This is a genomic window from Nostoc sp. C052, assembly GCF_013393905.1.
GTDB lineage: Bacteria > Cyanobacteriota > Cyanobacteriia > Cyanobacteriales > Nostocaceae > Nostoc.
In genome coordinates this window covers 3,659,671-3,679,829 of record NZ_CP040272.1, presented here as the reverse complement: position 1 = coordinate 3,679,829, position 20,159 = coordinate 3,659,671, and the positions used below count along the sequence as shown (strand labels likewise).

Genomic DNA, 20,159 nt, shown 5'->3' with positions numbered 1-20,159 from the left:
CCAGTTAAACTACTGTAGATTTTCTCTTACGTACACTGAAATGAGCGATAAACGCCACTGTCAACAAAAATAATCCCAAGGCGCAAACGCCGTTCCATTGCCACAATCCCCAGACATAAGTACCAAGAAAAGAGCCGAGTGCGCCGCCAGTGTAGTTTGTAACCATGTATACCGTATTCAAACGGCTCTCAGCATTTGGAACTAAGTTGTAGACGCGGATTTGATTTGAAACATAACCAGTATGCATTCCTAAGTCCAGAATCAGCACCCCTAATATAAGACCGATCAAATGAGTTCCACCAGCTATCCAAAGGATGACAAAAGCTGATAGAGATAGTACAACAGCTACTCCAATTAACATTCTGGGGCCCCGCCTATCTGCTACTCGTCCAACAATTGGGGTGGTAAAAACGCCAATTAAGCCAACTAAGCCAAATAAACCTGCAACTCGACTGTCGTAATTATACGCGGGAGATTCTAGCAGAAAAACTAGAGTCACCCACGCAGCATTAAAGGCTGCAAATACTAGTGCAACATTCAGCGCCGCTTCACGTAATACAGGCTGCTCACGAACTAGTTGCACAAGACTCTGCATTAGTTGCTGGTATGACAGGGTAGATGAAGGCTTACTTACAGGTATCCGACCTTGGATCACAAAAGCTAAGATAAGCATTACACCTGCTGAGATGCCATATACGGCTCGCCAACCCAGATATTCCCCAATTATCCCACTGACTGAACGGGCGAGAAGAACGCTGAAGATCATACCACTGAGTAGGGTTCCAATAACTTTACCCCGCTCTGAAGGGTGTGTTAGTTGGGCGACTAGTGGAATAACTAGATGTGCTACTATACTACAGAAGCCAAGTACGAAACTTGACACAGAAAGCCAAGCCATATTAGGTGCTGTAGCCTCTAGCACTAAGATACCAGCCAGCAAACCTAGCATAGTAACAATTAACCAGCGGCGTTCCATGCGATCGCCCAAAGGGACTAATAATAGTAGTCCGACTGCATAGCCAGTTTGGGTAAGAGTGGGAATAAATCCCACTTGTTGGACAGAGATATTCAAGCTACGTCCCATATCAGCTAGTAGCGGCTGATTATAGTAGACATTGGCCACTGCTAAACCACAAGCGATCGCTAAAGTTAAAACAGTACTCCGTTGCGTCAGCGAATTGCTATCAGTGGTTAGAGCAGTATGCTCTTTAGAACTCATTATGATGCACCAAAATATTGAATAGTAGCTTAAATACTTGTTGAATGACTAGAATCATCATCAAGATTTAGATGATTAGACTTTTTCTTAGGCTTTTGGGTCTGTAATTCCCAAATATCGCGTTTTCCTAGTTCTTGATCCGCTAATAACTGTAGATGTTCTGGTAATTTCGTTGTTTGCCAAACTGACCAAATTTCTCCACAAAGCAATTCTTTTTCAATTTGTCCAAAAAACATGATTTTACTCTCCAGTAATGCTCAAGTTTAAGTTTCGTAACTCCTAATTTTGGAAAGATGAAGTAACAAAATTGTCATTTTTCATCGAACAGAATTCAGGAGTCAGAAGCCAGAATTCAGAATGAATAATCGGTGTTTTGCACTCACACCAAATTTAAAATTTGGTTAGCTTACTTCCCGCAGGGTATCTCCGACTGGTAGCGAGTCGGCGTACTCTTACAGAGAAGCAAGCTACGCGTAACATCTCCGGCTCCTGAATTCTGACTTCTGAATTCTTCTTCATTCTTTCACCACCTTTAAAATACAGGTACTATTCGTCCCTGATACTGCTTGTTAATAAAATCTCTAACTTGTGGATCGTTAAGTAACTTATTTAGCTTCTGAATTTTTGGCTCATTTTCTCGACCCTGTAATGTAACTAATGCCAAAGCATATTTTTTATCTTTAGCTGTCTCCTGTCCCATAGATTGCGGTGTAATTCCTGCTAGAGCAACGGTTTGAGCCGAAGAAACAATGAAGTCTACATCATTAATAGCTCGAACTACCTGGACTCCTTCTACTTCCTTGATTCGCAATTTTTTCGGATTCTCGGCTATGTCTCTTTGAGTTACAAATTCTTTGGTATTTTCCTTAAGTTTTATTAAGCCATTGCTTGCCAGTAACCTCAATCCTCGGTCATTATTAATCACATCATTGGCAATTGTGACAGTGGCATTTTGAGGAACCTCATTCACAGATTTAAGGTTTTTTGAAAAAAGACCGAGTGTGCTTAAGGAAACTAGATTTAATGGGACTAAATTGATTTTGAGTTCCTTGACTGCATTATTCATGAAAGGTCGATGTTGGAAAAAATTGGCATCAATTACTTTGTCTCTTAAAGCCGTATTTGGTTGTATCCAGTCATTAAAAGTAACAACTTTTACTTCTAATCCTTCTTGAGGTGCTAGCTTAGTGTTTACAAACTTCAAAATATCTTCAGATATAATTCCCGTCACCCCAACTTGAATGACTTCTTTTTGTGCCGTTGCTTGGGCCGTATTTGAAGTTATTTGAGCTTGTTGTTGGCTACAGCTAGCAAAGAGGATGGAGGCGGTAAACGAGCCTAAAGCTGTGAGGAAAAATCGGCGGTTAATTTTTGGATGTTGTATGTTCATGAGCAATATTCTTGGTGATTCAAGATTGGAGGTGAACTAACCGCTTTCTCTACAAGATGCGGAAGACGCAGAGAGAAGATTGAAAAGTTTACGAATCCTGGCAAAATGGCGATTTATCGTTTTCTTGTTCGCTGCGCCAGTAAATCGCCTAAAAACTGTACGATTTGCACTAGGGCAATCAGAACCACAATGGTGGAAATCATCACGCCAACATCGAATCGTTGGTAGCCGTATTGAATTGCCAAATTACCTAAGCCGCCACCACCAACGGCCCCAGCCATTGCAGAAGAGTTCAGTAGACTCACAACCAGAATTGTCATACCCAACAGCAGGGATGGGAAAGCCTCTGGAATCAATACTTTAAGAACGATTTGCCAATAGTTACAACCCATTGCTTGGGCGGCTTCTATTAGTCCTTTATCAACTTCCAAAATGCTGGTTTCAGCGATGCGGCCGAAAAATGGGATGGCGGCGAGGGTTAGGGGAACTAGCGCGGCCGTACTACCGATGGAAGTACCGACGATCAATCGCGTTAGTGGTGTCAATACCACTAGCAAAATAATAAAGGGAAACGATCGCCCAGTATTGACGATCGCACCCAACACTTTATGTACCTGGGGAAAATCTAGCAGGTTCCCTGGCCCTGTCATCACCAAGATTAAGCCCAAAGGCAAACCTAAAAGTATCGCTACTACCGCTGATATACTCACCATGTAAAAGGTTTCACCAGTAGCCAGCCATAAACTTTGCAGCAATTCTTGCCCTTGCATCAATAAACCTCCACTTCAAACTCTGATTTGGGTAAATATTTCAAGGCTTGGGTTACTTTTGATCCTTCTAGTTGGATGTGAAATTGACCAACGCGGCGATTGCATACTACGATAAATCAATAGAGTTAGCGTTGTATTGACTATAAGATTTGCATAGATGAAGATAAAAAACAAGGGTAGGGGCTTACAGATGTAGGCCTCTAAGAACTTCCAAATAAAAAAATACTCAACTACTTCTTGTGGGGTGGGCGTCTCGCCCGCCCTGTAAACCAATACTCTTGGATTAAGGGCGACTGGCAAAAAAGACGCGATAAATCGCCGTCTCTACAAGTGTTTTGGTCTTATCTGAACTGTATTGCCCTATAAACTGGGCGCTCATGTTGCCCACCCCACAACAAACATTTGGATAATTTATTTCTTGGAGTTCCCCTACAGCCGATTAACGATGTTGGTTGGATTGAAAATGGTGTAAAGCGTCAGAGTCGCAATCCTGCCTGTTTTAGTAGTGGGAGAACGCGCTTGCCGAAGAAATCAAGATCGGGTTCAAAATCGTAGAAGGCGAGTTGGAAGCCATCAACACCAGCTTCTTTTAGTTGCAGAAGTTGTTCGGTGATCTGCTCAGGGGAACCGATCAGTTGGACATTACCGCCGATCGCACTACCGACACCATGCCGCAGATTGCCCTTTTGATGCCCCTTCCAGGCATGTGCATCGCTGGTGAAGCGAGAACGTCCAGCGATCGACTCGCGATCGGCGTGGTCGATGATTGCTTGAGCATATTCTTCCGCCTCTCGTTCGGTTTCGCGCACGACAATCAGCGGATTTAGGAGAGTGCGTACTTGTCGGCCATTATTAATCGCAGATTGTTTGACACGGGCAGTGTGAGCGGGTAGCGAGGATAGGGCGCTTTCGATGTCACCACCACCTGGGCTAGTGATGAACACGATATCAGAGTGGCGACCTGCAAAATTGATACCTGCATCGGAGCCAGTGGCGTTAACCAAAATCGGCCGACCATAAAGCGATCGCGGGCTAATATAAGCATCCTTAAACTGCCAAGAAGCCTGACTCTGATAAGAAAAGTTTTCGGTTTCAGACCAGAGTCTTTCAAGGATAGAGACAAATTCATCGGCAAGTTCATAGCGGCGATCGTGTTCGATCTGACTCCAGCCGAACAATTCATGCTCATAAGCCCGGTGTCCGGTGACGACATTGATACCCCATCGACCTTTGGAAATGTGGTCAAGGGTTGCACCAAATTTGGCAAGATGGATCGGATGCCACGGCCCGTAAAGTACGTGAATTGTCGAGATTAGTAGGATACGTGAGGTAATACTGGCAAGGGATGCAGTGGTGATGAAGGCATCTAAACCCGCTTCCGTCCGTGTCGGGCCTTGTCCACCTTTAGGCTGCCAAGTAGAATAGCCGAAAACGAGGTCAAAACCGAGTTCCTCAGCCTTTTGGGTCAGCTTGGCATTATAGTCAAATGACCAGTCAGTAGTACGCGGTAAGTCTGACGAACTCCAACCACCATGATGAATAGGTAAGAATAATCCGAGTAAAACGGGCTGTCGTAAAGCTTGTGACAACGGGCTATCGGGATAATCTACCGGACTAGCCGCTATGGTACGTGTTTTAAGTAAAGTAGTATCAATTGCATTCATAGTTTGATTGGGGATTGGGGATTGGGGACTGGGAATTGGGGAGGAGGAGAATAACTAACTCCTAACTCAGCACTCGGAACTCTAATGCACTTCTACCTCAAACTCTGATTCGTGTAGATATTTCAAGGCTTGCGTAATCTTTGATCCTTCTAGTTCGATGTGAAATTGACCAACGCGGCGATCGCCTACGGTTTCGACGCTACCGCTGAGGATATTGATATCAACATCAAAACGACGTGCTAAAGTGGCGAAGATTGGTTGTTTGGCTTGTTCTCCGGCAAAGGCGATCGTTGCTAGCACTGCGCCAGGACGTGCTAAATGTCCATTGCGACGCGGAAAAACTTCTTGGGCGAGAAGTGATTCTGGCTTGGCGATTAAATCGCTGACTCGCCCCTGTTCTACAACCTTGCCAGCATTGAGTACCGCTACACTGTCGCAGATTTGCTTAACTACGCCCATTTCATGGGTAATCAGCAGAATTGTTAGCCCCATACGCTTATTGAGATCGCGCAATAGTTCCAAAATTGATCGCGTCGTTTGAGGATCAAGTGCTGAAGTCGCTTCATCAGAAAGCAATACTTTTGGTTCACCAGCTAGCGCCCTAGCAATACCAACCCGTTGCTTTTGACCGCCCGAAAGTTGTGCTGGATAAGCATTCGCTTTACCTGCTAAACCAACTAGTGAGATTAATTCTTCAACTTTTGCCCGTTGCTTCAGTTTGCTGTAACCAATCACTTCCAAAGGAAAAGCGATATTTTCCGCCACAGTTCTGCAACTGAGTAAGTTAAAGTGCTGAAAAATCATTCCAATTCGCTGACGACTTTGGCGCAACCTGATACCGGAGAGTTTGGTAATTTCCTGTCCATCGACTGTGACGTAACCCGATGTAGGCTTTTCTAATTGATTAACACAACGAATTAAGGTACTTTTACCTGCACCACTCTGTCCTAAAACTCCAAAAATCTCACCTGGTTTGACCTCAAAGCTAACGCCATCCAGTGCTACGATCTCTTGATTTCCTTGGTGATAAACTTTGCGTACATCAGTAAATGTAATCATCTTAAGAATTACTCCAAAAAAAGGATATATGTCTTGTTTGAGAAAGCAAAGAAACTTATATTGCAATACGATTCAGTTAAGTATTTCTTTCTTCTCTCTGCGTCCTCTGCGCCTCTGTGGTTCCTTCAAAAAATTGACTTTTTTGCTAAGGAATAGGAATTACTGCACCTTGATACTTTTCTTTAATAAAATCCTTGACTTTTTGATCCCGGAGCAATTTGTAAAGTTTCTGAATTTTGGGGTCATTCTCTTGCCCCTGCAAAGTAGTAAGAGTAACCGCATAGAGTGGGTTTTTAGCTGATTCCAATGCCAAAGCATCTTTATCTGTTCGCATTCCTCCTGCTAGAACTGTTGCACCTGTCATCACGCCTAAATCGACATCAGGAAGGGAGGGTAACAGCTGACCAGATATAACTTCTTTGATTTGCAAATTTTTGGGATTTTCGACAATATCTTTAATACTTACTAAAACCCCAGGATTATTTTTCAGCTTGATTAACTTAGCTTCTTCTAGTACCTTCAACGCGCGATGAGCATTGTTGATATCGCCAGGAATAATCACTAACCCATTTTTAGGAACCTCAGCTAAAGATTTATGCCGTTTGGAATAAATGCCAACTGGATTCAAATGAATTGGAGGGTTTAAGGCTACCATTTTGATATTGTGTTGCTTCCCAAAGTCCTCCATAAAAGGTAGGTGCTGAAAGTAATTAGCATCTATTTGTTTATCCCTCAGTGCGAAGTTGTCTTGCACACTGTCACTAAAGGTGACGATTTCGATGTTTAGTCCTGCTGCTGGTGCTAAATTCTTTTTGACAAATTCTAAAATCTCTCCGGCTGGGACAGGTGAAACTCCAACTTTTATTTTCTCTTCTTGTGTAGTTGCAACTGTATTAGCAGTTGTTTTTGCTGATGTATTGACTGCGGTATTAGAGGGAGAATTGGGTGAACTACAGCTAGCAAATAATGTGGATGCTGTAAATGATATAGCAGTTATTACAAAGAAGCGGCGGTTAATTTTGATTAAAGTATTTTTCATGCGATCGCCTTTGTATAGTGTTGGAGGAGCTAAAAAGATTAACTGGCTTTTTTAACTCCAAAATTACATCTAAAAACTCACATCATTAGGGAATTGCCAGCACAGCACCTTTGTACTTTTCTTTAATAAAATCCTTAACTTTTTGATCTCGGAGCAATTGATAGACTTTTTTAATTCTGGGGTCGTTTTCTTTTCCTTGTAACGTAGTCAGAGTAACTGCATAAATTGGGTTTCGAGCAGATTCCAACGCTAAAGCATCTTTATCAGTTCGCATCCCTGCTTGGACAACCCAGTTACCTGTTATTGCTGCTAAATCCACATCAGGTAGTGAGGGAATTGCCTGCGCTCCTGGTATTTCTTTGATTGTGAGTTTTTTGGGATTTTCAACAATATCTTTGACACTTGCTACTCCTTTAAGATTGTCTTTTAGCTTGATTAATTTAGCGCTTTCTAACACCCTCAAAGCTCGGTTAGCGTTGCTAGCATCATCAGGAATAGTGACAAGTCCATTTTGCGGGACTTCAGCTAAAGATTTGTGGCGCTTGGAATAAACTCCGACTGGATTTAAGTGAATTGGAGGATTAAAAGCAACCATTTTGATATTGTTATGCTTGCCATAGTCTTCCATAAAGGGGACGTGCTGAAAGTAATTAGCATCGATTTGTCCATCCCTAAGTGCTGAGTTATTTTGGACAAAATCATTGAAAGTAACAATTTCAATATCTAATCCTACCTCTGGTGCTAAATTCTTTTTGACAAATTCTAAAATTTCTCCTGCGGGTACTGGTGTAACTCCAATTTTGACTTTCTCTTTCGTTGCCGTAGTGACAGTATTAGCTGCTGGTGTTGCTGCCGGATTTGGTGCGGGATTAGAGGCAGAATTGGGTGAGCTACAGCTAGTAAATACTGTGGATGCTGCAAATGATGTAACCGCGATTAAAAAGAAGCGGCGGTTAATTTTGATCAAAGGAATTTTCATGCGGTCGCCTCTTTTTTTGTTAATTAATAAAGAATAATTCAGGAGTTAGGAGTCAGAATGGGCTAAACCTTAGCTATCCGCTAACAGAGTTAAATTCTGTGCAAATTATGGAAAGCTCAGAGTTAGTGAGTCCGCGAGAATATTGATTCTGACTCCTGGATTCTGGATTCTGAATTCTGACTCCTAAATTCATTTCTGCTTTACCATTTTTGGTCAGGAATCCAGTTGAAATTTTTATCTTTGACATCAATTTTCTTGGGGATAACTTTTAATTGGTAGAATGTATCTGCCATATTTTGTAAGCCCGTCAAAACTTGATCATCCACAGGTAATACCTGTCTAGTTCCACCACGTAACTCTACAGTTTCCATTGTCTGCAAATCAACTTTATAGAGTTTAGAAAGCAATTTTGCTGAGTCTTTATTGTTATTTTTAGCCCAAACACCAGCCTTTTCTAGCTCTTGCAAAATGACTTTGAGAATGTCTGGATGAGCGCGTACAAAATCTGGAGAGGCAAAATAGAAACCTGGGCTTTCTACAATGGCTTTGTCACCAAATACTGTAGTGTTATCTGCCAATAGACGAGTCCGCAGCTTGCGCTCAGTTTCAGCAGTATAAGGGTCCCAGATTACCCAGGCATCAAAATCACCACGTTGAAAAGCGGGTAAAGCTTCTGCGGGTGTCAGAAAAATAGGTTGAATATCGGTGTATTTCAAACCTACCTTTTCCAAAGCACGGACAATCATATATTGCGAACTCGATCCTTTCGCAAAAGCAACTTTTTTGCCTTTGAGATCAGCAAGAGTTTTGATCGGTGAATTTTCTAGTACCAGAATCGCTGAACTCCTGGGGCTACTTGTACTTGCAGCCACCCGCACAAATTGTTTATCAGCCGCTTGAGCGAATACACTTCCGGTACCACCACCACCACCGAAAACGATCGCACCTACTCCCATCCCTTCAAGTAAAGGTGCAGTAGAGGAAAATTCATTCCAGGTTACAGAAATTCCTTGAGGTTGTAAGCGTTTCTCTAGCGCTCCTTGGGCTTTGATAATATTTAGTAGAGACATCCCTTTTTGATGCCCCATTTTCAGCACTGTTAGCTGACTCTTCTGTGGTTCCTGTTTCTGCGGACTGGCAGAATTAGCCGCATTATTCGGGGTGCAGGATGCGATCGCAAAACTCAAGCCTAAACCAATTACAAATAGTAGCACCAGCGATCGCATTCCAGGTTGCTGAACAAGCTTTAACAACCTCCTCTGATTTATCCAAACTAAAAACTGATTCACAAGTCGATTTAACATCTTTTATTCCTTGTTCTTACATTCAAATTTATTTACTTCCCCAACTGCAATTCAGTTTCAGGAAATAGATTATAGTTTTCTTGCCTATAACCTATCTCCTATAACCTATTCCCTTCTTTGGATTTACCACTTCTGGTCAGGAATCCAGTTAAAATTTTTATCTTTGACATCAATTTTCTTGGGAATAACTTTTAGCTTATAGAACGCATCTGCCATACGTTGTAACCCTGAGAGTGATTCGTCATTCACAGGTACTACTTCTCTAGTTCCAGCACGTTCTTCAACAGTTTGCATTGTTGCCAAATCAATCTTGTACACCTTAGAAAGCAGTTTGGCAGAATCATTAGTGTTCTTGTTAGACCACTCAGCCGCCTTTTCCACCTCTTGCAAAATGATTTTTAAAAGGTCTGGATGGTCGCGTACAAAATCTTGAGAAGCGTAATAAAAACCTGGACTTTCGATTGCAGCTTTGTCACCAAAGATAGTGCCATTGTCTGCAATTGAACGAGTGCGAATTTTTTGCTCGGCTTGAGCGGTATATGGGTCCCAAATTAACCATGCATCGATATCACCACGTTCAAATGCAGGTAAAGCTTCTGCTGGTGTGAGAAAAACAGGTTTAATGTCGTTATATGTTAAACCTGCTTTTTCTAAAGCCCGTACTATGATGTAATGCTGACCAGAGCCTTTAGCAAAAGCAACTTTTTTACCTTTGAGATCGGCAACAGTTTTGATGGGTGAATTTTCCTTGACTAAAATTGGTGAACCCTTTGTACCACTACTGAGTGATGCAGCTACGCGCACAAATGGTTTATCGCCTGCTTGAGCAAAAACGCTTCCTGTACCACCACCAGCACCAAAGACTATTGCACCTACACCCATTCCATCAAGTAGGGGTGCTGTAGAAGAAAATTCATTCCAGGTAACAGAAATACCCTGAGGTTTTAAACGTTTCTCTAAGGTTCCTTGTGCTTTGAGAATATTTAGCAGTGCTACCCCTTTTTGATGCCCCATTTTCAGGACTGTTAGCTGACTTTTTTGGGGTTCTTGTTTCGGCGCAGTTACAGAGTTAGCGGCATTATTCGGGGTGCAAGATGCGATCGCAATACTCAAGCCTAAACCAATTACAAATAGTAGAGCAAAAGCTTGTATACCAGGTTGTTTCGTAAACTTTAATGAGCTTCTTTGATTTATCCAAGCTAAAAACTGATTCACAAGTCGATTTAACATCCTTCCTCCTTCGCGTTACAGAAAAATTTGATTGGCACCCAAACAAGGGAATAATTTGTTATAAATAATTAAGAAGCACGAGGCTCAACTTAGAGAAAATCACTACGTTGAAAATCTATCTACGAATATTTTTTCTGAAAGAATAAATTGAAGCTTCAGAAAATTTTGATTGCAATTATTTAGTTGAGTGATAATACAATTAATCTGCCTAACGGCGTAGTGTTCGTGATAACTAAATTTGATAATATAAAAAATATTTTTGTAAAGAATATTAAGTTTTAAATTTTCTTTGCCTTATTGGTTAACAGCAAAATTCATAACTATTATCGGAATAGTTATGCTTCTCAAAAAAATAACAAAAAGAGTATATGGCGTTTCCCGATCTCGTGAGTACACCCGTAGGGCACGGCAGTGCCCATTGGTGTCAACTTAACGCTAAACTGATCGTCCGCCGGGAATTTCAATTCCCGCTCATAGCTATAGTCATCTGAAGATGACTAAATATCGCCAAAAATCTCCAGTCTATTTCAGTAAACTTAAACTATTAGCCAGGGAATAAATTCCCTGGCGGGCGACTCCCCTTCCAGCAACAAAAGTTTTGCGCTTTCCTCTTAATGTTCCTTCTATTTGCTTATTGACTAATAGAAGTGAGTTGAGGATTAGGAATATCAAGTAGGTAAGAAATTACCTCTTTACGCCAAGCATCGTATACTGGCTCGATGCCTTTAGTATTAGCACCATTGAAATTTTCTGCATCTTGCCAGCGCTGTTTAATATAAGGAGCGCGGCGTTGCTGAATTTCTTCGTCGAGTTCTAGTAACTGTGCGGCGATTTCCGATTTTTCAGTCGGCGAGGCTTGCTCAAACTTTTTGCGCCACCAATTAGCGATCGTGATCCGATGAACCGCTTCATCATCATTGAAATGCTCTTTACTCTTCTGGGCTAATTCCTCGTCACCGATTGTGGATGTCAGTTTATTGAACCAAACTTGGGGCAAGATGTAATGCTCATAGTGCAGTTCCCAAGCAACGAACCCTAGCCAATTACGATAGGGCACATCTCCTAAAAACTCCCAATGGCGTTCAGCTTCCTTGCGGATATCGTCAATGGGATCGCGCCCCGTGAGGGCAATAATTCGTTCCCGAAAGGCGATCGCATGGGCCCCATCATCCCCAATTTGTCTGCTTAAAATCAAATGCAAATCAGGGTCAGGAATCAACAAAATTGCCTTACTAGCAGCTTGCACAATAGACAAATCATGTCCACCAGTCGCAGCCCAGTATTGATAGAAACCTGCCTTTTCTTCTTCTGTCTCTGGTGGACGGCTACCATGTTCACGAGTCAAGGGAACGTGAGGCGCGTGCTTGCTAATCAATTTCTCTAGAGTTTCTTTTTCAAACTCTACATTCCAAGTCCGAGTTAGAGTTGCAGTCATAAAGTTTCTTTTTGGATATTGGGAATTGGGTATTAGTAAATTTCTTAGTTCCTAGTAGTTCGCCAAGTGAACTTGGCGGGGTAAAGGGTAAGGGGGAAGGTGGGGCCCCCTCTGGGGATAAGGGGCGGGGGGAAAGGGTTTAAATCTCTTACCCTTTTCCCTTTCCCCTTTCCCCAGTCCTCACAAGCGCATTTTTGGGTTGGCAGACTACTAGTCTCCAGTGCCTCGTTTAATCGTTAACACTCACAAGTTTGGGCAGTTTGGAGATGGGAATATCCAAGAAGTAAGAGAGTACTTCCCGCCGCCAGGCATCATAAATGACTGGCAAATCATCAACTTCAATGCCAATAGCGCGGTTAGCTAGCTGCCAATGATCTTTAAGATAGGTACTGCGGCGGCGTTGACCTTCTTCATCTGCTTCTAGGACTTGTGCGACTAAATCCTCTTTCTCAGATGGCGAGGCTTTGTCAAATTTACGCTGCCACCAATCCACAACTCCTAGACGGTGAACTGCTTCATCTGGCAAGATTCTCTCAGCAGCAAATTTTGCTGATTCTGGGTCATTGATTTTGCTAATCCGGCTGTTGAGCAAGAGCAGAGATACGATATGGAGTTCGTAGTGTAATTCAAAAGACAAGAAACCTTGCCAGTTACGAATGGGTAAGTCTCCTTGGTAGTCCCAATGCTTTTGTACCTGCTTTTGGATATCATCTATAGGGTCATATCCAGATATAGCTTGCGCTCTGAGACGGGTATTTTGGGCGTGTGCGCCGTCATCTCCAAGTTGTCGGCTCAAAAACAGCTGTAATTCTGGGTCGGGAATTTGGTCTATTACTTTGGCACAAACTTGGACAATGAATAAATCATGGGCTGCACCAGCAACACGATATTGGTAGAAATTCTCTTTTTCTTCTGGTGTTAGTGGTGGTCTAGGATCTTCCTGACGGGTTTTAGGAAGATGAGGAGCGTGCTTGTCAATCAGTTTGTTGAAAATTTCAACTTCTAATTCAGTTGTCCAAGCTGGACGTGTGAGGATTGCTGTCATATTTTTTTGGGTAATGGGGATTGGGGATTAGCCTCGTTCCCAGCCTCCAGGCTGGGAACGAGGCTACACAAGCTTTTAATCGTTAATACTCATGAGTTTTGGTAGTTTGGAAATAGGAATATCGAAGAAGTAAGATAGTACCTCTTGTCGCCAAGTGTCATAAATTACATCTCCTCCTTCAACTTCAAAACCCAGGGCACGGCGGGTAATCTGTCCATGCTCTTTAAGGTAGGGATTGCGACGGCGTTGAACTTCTTCGTCTGCTTCTATAACTTGTGCAGCTAAATCAGCTTTTTCAGTTGGTGAGGCTTTGTCAAATTTACGGTGCCACCACTGCGCGACTCCTGCACGGTGATATGTTTCATCGGGAATGATTCTCTCTGTGGCAAAAGTTGATGATATTGGATCGTACAATCTTGACAGCCGCCGATTCAACACGCCAGGGGCAACAATATGATGTTCATAATGTAGTTCCCAGGCTAACCAGCCTAACCAATCACGTATGGGCAAGTCTCCCAAATAATCCCAATGCTTTTGTACTTGCTTTTGAATATCATCTATGGGGTCGTGGCCAAATAATACTTCTATACGCCGACGGGTATTTTCAGCGTGTGCGCCATCATCTCCAAGTTGCCGACTTAAAAATAGCTGCAATTCCGGGTCGGGAATTTTATCAATGATGTTAGCGACAACTTGCACAATAAATAGATCGTGAGCTGCTCCACCAACGCGGAAGGGGTAGAAATTATCTATTTCTTCTTTTGTGGCGATCGCTCTTTGTTCATACAACCGCTTCTTCGGAATATGCGGAGCGTGCTTATCAATTAGTTTATCAATAGTTTCAGTTTCAAATTCAATTGTCCAAGCCGGACGTGTGAGAATTGCAGTCATGGTTTTTTCCTGTGTGTGAGTTTGAAATGAGACAAGTTACTCAGGGTTCTACGGTTGAGCGATCGCCCAATTATTGGGGGTATTGGGTACTGAGGATTGAGTATTTGGAAAACTTTCTCCCAGTCCCTATCCTTTTGCTGCCAACAGTTCTAGCGATGCCTCCGGCGGGTTACGCCTACGCACTCGTGGCATTACCTCCTCGGAAAAATGCCTCATCTCAGTCGCGAACGGCTGAAATTGCAGCATAAATGTGCCAATTCCCACTCTGTTAAATTCGGCAATGCGACTAGCCACGGTGTCATAGCTACCAACTAAGCCAGCAGCCGTGCCACCGTTACTTCCTACGCCTGGGTACTTGGCCAAGTTCTTAAACATCACAACTTCCGAATCAACTCCTTTGAGCAGTTCTGAGCGATCGTCTTGTGCTACTACCATTGCCCGCAAGTTGTGATATTCTTCTTGGGCTTCTTCATCTGTGGGCCGAGCAATCACAAATGCGGACATCGCAAAGCCCAGTGGTTTGGAGCGATCGCGCGGCTGTTTTGCAACTTGAGCAATGGTTTCTCGGATCACTTCTATAGGACGACCATTGAGAAAAAATACATCTGCCTCTTTTGCCGCTAATGCCTGCGCTGGTTCTGACTCACCTCCCACATACACCCGTGGATGAGGATTAGCTACGGGAGGAGGATTGAAGTTGAGGTCACTGATCTGAAAATAATCTCCTTGAAAATTAACTCTTTCTCCACTCCACAGCGCCTTGACTACTCTGATCCACTCATCGGAATAGCGGTAACGCTCATCGTGGGGAAGAAAAGATATGCCTGATTTTTCCATTTCTGGCTTAAACCAAGCACTTACTAAATTGATTGCAAAACGCCCACCACTTATCGCATCAATGCCTAATGCCATCTTCGCTAAGATTGCTGGATGAAAAAGTAAAGGCTTCACAGCGGCAATAATTTCGATAGAATTTGTGGCTTCGGCAAGGGCTGCTGCTGCTGTCCAAGTTTCCAGCTGATCTAGTTGTTGATTTCTGGGATTAATGATGTGTTCTGCGATCAAAGTTGTAGTAAACCCGCACCGTTCAGCCAACTGGATAAGATCCTTAGCTCGTGAATAACTGGCATCACGAGGTTCAAGAGGATGGTTCATTACGCCGCAGTTGCCGTAAACGGGAATCCAAATCCCGTAGCGTGGCTCAGACATAGCTTTCAAGAACCCTTGTAATGGACGCTAAAAGTTTACTTGGCACTAAATTTTGAGTTTATCGGATAACCCACCTAATTTACTGTGAATCTACGGTAAACCGACTAATATGCCGTAGTATACAGTTATGAGATTTGCATAGATTGTGGTAAAAAACAAGAGGTTATTAAAATTTATTGACATTACTCCTGAAGAGAGTTTAGTTTGTAGCGAAAACTTCTCAAAAAAATAGAGGACAAGTATAATTTTTGTCCCCAATGCTTAAAATAACAGATTTTGCGTCGAATAGGTCAGACAAAAGGGACTAAGTATTGGGTATTAGGAAAAATCTTTCCCAATAGACATCTCCAGAAATTAAATATGCGTTATCCAGAATCCTTGTAGAGACGTAGCACTGCTACGTCTTTACATTCATTTTCACCAGATGTCTAATCCCTAGTCCCGAATCAAATTAATTCTCTGTACCCATAGGCCCATAAAATTGAAAGCGTCCAATACCGAGAGATTGACCGACAGTTTTCTCACCAGACGGAAAAGCCTTAACGTCAAATAAATAGACGCCATCATTAAAAGGATTCTCGTAAGTTTGCAGACCAATAGTAACCGTCTTACCTGGTGCTATGGGAGTATCAAAGGTTACTGTGATAGTCTGCTGTTTGTCGTTACCTTTTACAGTTTTGAGTGCCAACTTTGAACCTTGTTGATTGCGTGTCCCTTCAAAGGCAAAAGTATCTTTTTGATTGAATTCAATATCTTCACTCCCTTGAATCTGGTTAAAAGTAACCTCCTGCAAGGGTTCCCCGGCTGTCGCTGGCACTTCCAGCGTGAAATAGTACGTCGTATTGGGAATACTTGTATCGCGGTATGGAGTGCTGGCACTAACTAAACGTGGTGGTTCAGCAAAGGCGATCGTGCCATTGCTTAAGGTAACTGCATCGGCTACCGAATGAGGTAGTAAATATAGTCCAGTGCTGACAACAAATAGAGTACTAAAAAAACGATTTACGTATTTCATGATTTATATTTTTACCTCAATGTTTTTTATTTAAGACTCAATAATTTCAGTCTTGCTTCAAATACCCATAATCAAGCGTAAGTAGACCAATTATTACAGTCTCTAAGGTTAGTAAGTTAATTAAGCTTACCGACTATTTATTATGCGGTTTTGCTGTAATTCTAACATGCGCTTTCAAGTTGTCCAGGAATAAAAACGGATATTGAAATTTAAATTCAACTAGTGATTTTGAGCTAATTCTTATTAGTAAATTCCCTCAAAAGTCGATGATTTTACCGGCCTTTGATCGCACTCAAACACTGGCTCATTGATAGGTTTACCGTAGTTTAGCTAACTTAATACACTCATAGGTCGATACAATTACCGTGGAATAAGTAATAAATTATCTGAAAAATCGATAATTCTATACAGGAGTAAATTGATCAATTGAATTAGATATCAATAATTTTACTGAACTTATAATTAGTGAATTATGCTAAATGAGAAAGCGAATTACTACAGTTTTTATAGTTAAATACAGTTCAGATAAGACCAAAACACTTGTAGAGACGGCGATTTATTGCGTCTCGAAGACCCAAAATTTTTGCTAGTCGCCCTTAATTTTTCGATCGGTTCGGGGAACTCTATAAATACAGTTTAGTAATTGCTCAGTAACCACCAGAGAAAGACTTATTGTGGGCGCTGGGCTATTCTGAACCAGATTGTAACCATATTTTGAGTTTTGAGGATCGGCTGATGGACAAATCGATTATTCAGTTGGTTGACGAATTACCAACTGACAATATTACTGTCAAAGTTTTAAAGGCTCTTGATTATGTAGCACCAGGGGAATGGAGCAATTTGACGGGGTTTGACAATAGTATTCGCACCATTACTGGAGAAACTGATGCTAAGGTAATCCAGAAAATCCGCGATCGCGCCGTTAGCGTATACGAAGATCCTCAAAAAGGCTACCAGTTTGCAATCAAACTTTATCAAACAATTGATAAGGCAGACACAGCAATGGCAGCAGCGGCTTTAGCGAATAAAGTTAGTGAGAAAATCGGCTTTCTCTCTTTTTTAGGCAAAATTACTCCCAAAGCGGATGTCACTCAATCCATTGACTTAGCACTAAAAATAGCTGTCGAAATCATTGCCTTTTGCAAAATAAACGGCATTCCTCAACCTAATCCCCAAGAGTTTGCTAATTCCCTGGCTAATAACTATCAAAATGCGTCCCTAATGCGGATGATTGCTCTAGTTTGTCTAGATGGAATTCTACCCTTAGGCCCCGATTTCCTGAGCAAAATTCACGGAGTTATTAGCGGCACTGATGCTAGTGCAATAACTCAAAATCCAGTTTTCTTAGCCGTTAATAACTTTCTTCCAGGTAATAATCCTTCTGATAAAGTTGGTTTTATCAGTCAGGGTTTCAACTCAGTGCAAGGCTGGATGAATGACTTAGTATCCAAAACAGGCATCACCCCGCAATCAATTTCTAGTAATTTGGGTAATTTTATCCAGATTGCTGATGATAATTTAGATTTTGTCGCAGCATTCCTAGACCAAACTACCAATTACTACGAGCATACAGGAACTCAAACTGTCGCTCGTAATTTGATTTTGCAAGCTTATGCCTTAGTAAAAGAAGAAATCAAACAAGAAGAGCAAAAGCCGATTCAAGATGTTTCATCTGCTGTCAAGTCAGATAAGAATCAGTATGAAGTAAGTAAAACCGTGGAAGTCTGGGATAATGATGACGAGGATTGGTATCAGGGAACAATTGAGAAAATCCAAGATGACCAATTCTTTATTCATTACCTTGGTTACGGTTCATCTTATGACGAGTGGGTAGGTGAAGATGACATTCGCACTCGCGATCTTCGTGCTACTGATGACAATGGATATGCAGTCGGTCAAAAGGTTAAATGTTGGGATGATGAGCAAGAGGCTTGGTATTCTGCAACAATTGAGCAAATCCAAGGTAAGCAATACTTTGTTCACTACGTTGGTTATGACTCATCTTATGATGAGTGGGTTGATAACGATGAGATTTCCTAACTATTAAATTGCAACCCGTAGATCCCCGACTTCTCAAAGAAGTCGGGGATCTTGTTTTTCATATCTACCAATTACGAATTATCTTGACACTTGCGCTACGATATCCCCTATTGCTTGTGTGCAATGTAAGTGAGGAGTAGTACAGGTCAAACACATGACAGAAGAAATCAATACACAGGATACCCGGAATCTGGTGGCGATCGCTAACCAATTCGCCCAACTGGGAAAGGTTACAGGAGTTAAAGCGTTTGGCAGTGGTAATATAAATGACACTTTTTTGGTAACTCTAGATTCCTCAAAGGAACAACATTTTGTCCTGCAACGTATTAACACGCAGGTGTTTCGTCAGCCACAACTGATTATGCAGAATATGCGTACCTTCACAGAACATGTTCACAAACGGTTGCAGGATATACCCCTTAATCGTCGCTGGGAAGTGCCACGCGTACTATTGACCAAAGATACTCAAGACCATTGCAAGGATGCAGATGGCTCATTTTGGCGAGCAATTAGCTTTATTGAAGGTTCCCAGTCTTTTGATAGTATAGGCGATCGCTCACACGCGAAAGAAATCGGTTATGCCTTGGGAATGTTCCACAATCTCATCAGCGATTTGCCACCAGAAAAACTTGCTGACACTCTCGAAGGGTTCCATATTACACCGCTTTATCTCCAACATTACCAGGAAGTCTTAGCGAAAACTAATGTGAGTGAATCTTCTGAAGTTAATTATTGCTTACAGTTTGTTAGCGATCGCCAAGTCTTTGCACATATCCTAGAAAATGCCAAATCTGAAGGCATTCTACCTCTGCGTCTAATGCACGGCGATCCAAAAATCAATAATGTGATGTTTGACACTGTTACCCAGCAAGCCGTCAGCGTCATCGACCTAGACACCGTGAAACCCGGTCTGGTACATTACGATATTGGTGATTGCCTACGATCGGGTTGCAATCCGGCTGGTGAAGAAACCGAGAATTGGGAAAGTATTTATTTCGATACCGATTTGTGTCAAGAAATCCTCCAGGGTTATCTCGCTGTTGCTAAAGCATTTCTGACCGAGAATGATTATGCATATATATATGATGCCATCCGTCTAATTACTTTTGAACTAGGACTGAGATTTTTTGCTGATTATTTAGCAGGCAACGTCTACTTTAAAGTTAAGCACCCAGAACATAACTTGGCAAGAGCGATCGTCCAGTTTAAGCTTACTGAAAGTATTGAATCTCAAGAAACGCAGATTCGCAAAATTATCCAAGATATGAAATGAACAACCAGATATTTTCCCTGCAACCTTTCCCTTCTACAAAATCTCTGCCTAATTTGAAAATTACAGGCAATATCTCCCGAAATGCTAATCAACTTGCCATCTACTACAGTCTTGGAGGCGACTTAAAAGAAATTGCAATTTCTTCACCATCAAATGCACCATCACGCAAGTACGAATTGTGGGAAGACACTTGCTTCGAGTTCTTCCTTGGTATCAAAGATTCTCAACGGTATTGGGAATTTAACCTCTCCCCCGCCGGACACTGGAATGTCTATCGCTTTGATGGGTATCGTCAAGGGATGCAAGAAGAAATAGCCTTTGAAAAGCTACCGTTTAGTGTTCAGAATCAAACTGATGCTTTGGTACTGGCGTTAGATGTCGATTTGGATAAAATTATTTCGGCAAACCAAGAAATTGAAATTGGCATTACTACAGTTATTAAATATAGAGTTGGTGAGGTGACTTACTGGGCGTTAACTCATCGGGGTGTGGAGGCTGACTTTCATCGGCGAGACAGTTTTATTGTTAAGTTGTGAGTTATACCTGAAATTAATATGGGAATATTAGTAGGATATCGACTCCTGAGTGTGAAGCACT

General features: G+C 42.0%; 18 protein-coding genes. 3 read left to right on the top strand and 15 right to left on the bottom strand.

The annotated features are described in order from the left end of the window. Nucleotides 1-4: 4 nt before the first annotated feature. The 15 genes from FD723_RS15020 to FD723_RS14950 form a co-directional block, all read right to left on the bottom strand. Nucleotides 5-1,219 (bottom strand): MFS transporter, encoded by a 1,215-nt coding sequence (locus FD723_RS15020; RefSeq protein ID WP_179066024.1) that lies wholly within the window; start codon nt 1,217-1,219, stop codon nt 5-7. A gap of 29 nt (nt 1,220-1,248) precedes the next feature. Further along, nucleotides 1,249-1,455, bottom strand: a complete 207-nt coding sequence (locus FD723_RS15015; protein WP_179066023.1) for a hypothetical protein — start codon at nt 1,453-1,455, stop codon at nt 1,249-1,251. 296 nt (nt 1,456-1,751) lie between these two features. After that, on the bottom strand, nt 1,752-2,609 hold the full coding sequence (locus FD723_RS15010) for a MetQ/NlpA family ABC transporter substrate-binding protein (protein WP_179066022.1): 858 nt from the start codon (nt 2,607-2,609) through the stop codon (nt 1,752-1,754). Nucleotides 2,610-2,722: 113 nt separating this feature from the next. Continuing rightward, the gene (locus tag FD723_RS15005) at nt 2,723-3,379 is read right to left on the bottom strand and encodes a methionine ABC transporter permease (RefSeq protein ID WP_179066021.1); all 657 of its coding nucleotides are present in this window, start codon (nt 3,377-3,379) and stop codon (nt 2,723-2,725) included. A 476-nt stretch (nt 3,380-3,855) separates the two neighbouring features. Beyond that, entirely contained in the window at nt 3,856-5,043 is a 1,188-nt protein-coding gene (locus FD723_RS15000; RefSeq protein ID WP_179066020.1) for an LLM class flavin-dependent oxidoreductase, read from the bottom strand. Between the two features lie 81 nt (nt 5,044-5,124). Then, nucleotides 5,125-6,102, bottom strand: coding sequence for a methionine ABC transporter ATP-binding protein (locus FD723_RS14995; protein WP_179066019.1), 978 nt, complete (start codon nt 6,100-6,102; stop codon nt 5,125-5,127). Between the two features lie 145 nt (nt 6,103-6,247). Next, on the bottom strand, nt 6,248-7,141 hold the full coding sequence (locus FD723_RS14990; RefSeq protein ID WP_179066018.1) for a MetQ/NlpA family ABC transporter substrate-binding protein: 894 nt from the start codon (nt 7,139-7,141) through the stop codon (nt 6,248-6,250). A gap of 85 nt (nt 7,142-7,226) precedes the next feature. Beyond that, nucleotides 7,227-8,120, bottom strand: a complete 894-nt coding sequence (locus tag FD723_RS14985; protein ID WP_179066017.1) for a MetQ/NlpA family ABC transporter substrate-binding protein — start codon at nt 8,118-8,120, stop codon at nt 7,227-7,229. 200 nt (nt 8,121-8,320) lie between these two features. Then, entirely contained in the window at nt 8,321-9,424 is a 1,104-nt protein-coding gene (locus FD723_RS14980; protein ID WP_179066016.1) for an aliphatic sulfonate ABC transporter substrate-binding protein, read from the bottom strand. A gap of 123 nt (nt 9,425-9,547) precedes the next feature. Further along, entirely contained in the window at nt 9,548-10,654 is a 1,107-nt protein-coding gene (locus tag FD723_RS14975) for an aliphatic sulfonate ABC transporter substrate-binding protein (protein ID WP_179066015.1), read from the bottom strand. A gap of 631 nt (nt 10,655-11,285) precedes the next feature. After that, the gene (locus FD723_RS14970; protein WP_179066014.1) at nt 11,286-12,089 is read right to left on the bottom strand and encodes a hypothetical protein; all 804 of its coding nucleotides are present in this window, start codon (nt 12,087-12,089) and stop codon (nt 11,286-11,288) included. A 229-nt stretch (nt 12,090-12,318) separates the two neighbouring features. Further along, nucleotides 12,319-13,134 (bottom strand): hypothetical protein, encoded by an 816-nt coding sequence (locus FD723_RS14965; protein WP_179066013.1) that lies wholly within the window; start codon nt 13,132-13,134, stop codon nt 12,319-12,321. 75 nt (nt 13,135-13,209) lie between these two features. After that, nucleotides 13,210-14,025: a hypothetical protein gene (locus tag FD723_RS14960; RefSeq protein WP_179066012.1), complete on the bottom strand. Its 816-nt coding sequence runs from the start codon at nt 14,023-14,025 to the stop codon at nt 13,210-13,212. Between the two features lie 126 nt (nt 14,026-14,151). Continuing rightward, entirely contained in the window at nt 14,152-15,234 is a 1,083-nt protein-coding gene (locus FD723_RS14955; RefSeq protein ID WP_179066011.1) for an LLM class flavin-dependent oxidoreductase, read from the bottom strand. 451 nt (nt 15,235-15,685) lie between these two features. Then, on the bottom strand, nt 15,686-16,249 hold the full coding sequence (locus FD723_RS14950; RefSeq protein WP_179066010.1) for a DUF2808 domain-containing protein: 564 nt from the start codon (nt 16,247-16,249) through the stop codon (nt 15,686-15,688). A 735-nt stretch (nt 16,250-16,984) separates the two neighbouring features. Between FD723_RS14950 and FD723_RS14945 the strand changes: the two genes are divergently transcribed. From FD723_RS14945 to FD723_RS14935, 3 genes are all read left to right on the top strand, one after another. After that, a complete protein-coding gene (locus tag FD723_RS14945; RefSeq protein ID WP_179066009.1) occupies nt 16,985-18,289 on the top strand; it encodes a Tudor-knot domain-containing protein in 1,305 nt (434 codons plus the stop codon). 154 nt (nt 18,290-18,443) lie between these two features. Further along, nucleotides 18,444-19,562, top strand: a complete 1,119-nt coding sequence (locus tag FD723_RS14940; protein WP_179066008.1) for a phosphotransferase enzyme family protein — start codon at nt 18,444-18,446, stop codon at nt 19,560-19,562. Then, on the top strand, nt 19,559-20,098 hold the full coding sequence (locus tag FD723_RS14935; protein WP_179066007.1) for a DOMON-like domain-containing protein: 540 nt from the start codon (nt 19,559-19,561) through the stop codon (nt 20,096-20,098). Before FD723_RS14940 ends, FD723_RS14935 begins: the two co-directional genes overlap by 4 nt. The last annotated feature ends 61 nt before the right edge of the window (nt 20,099-20,159 follow it).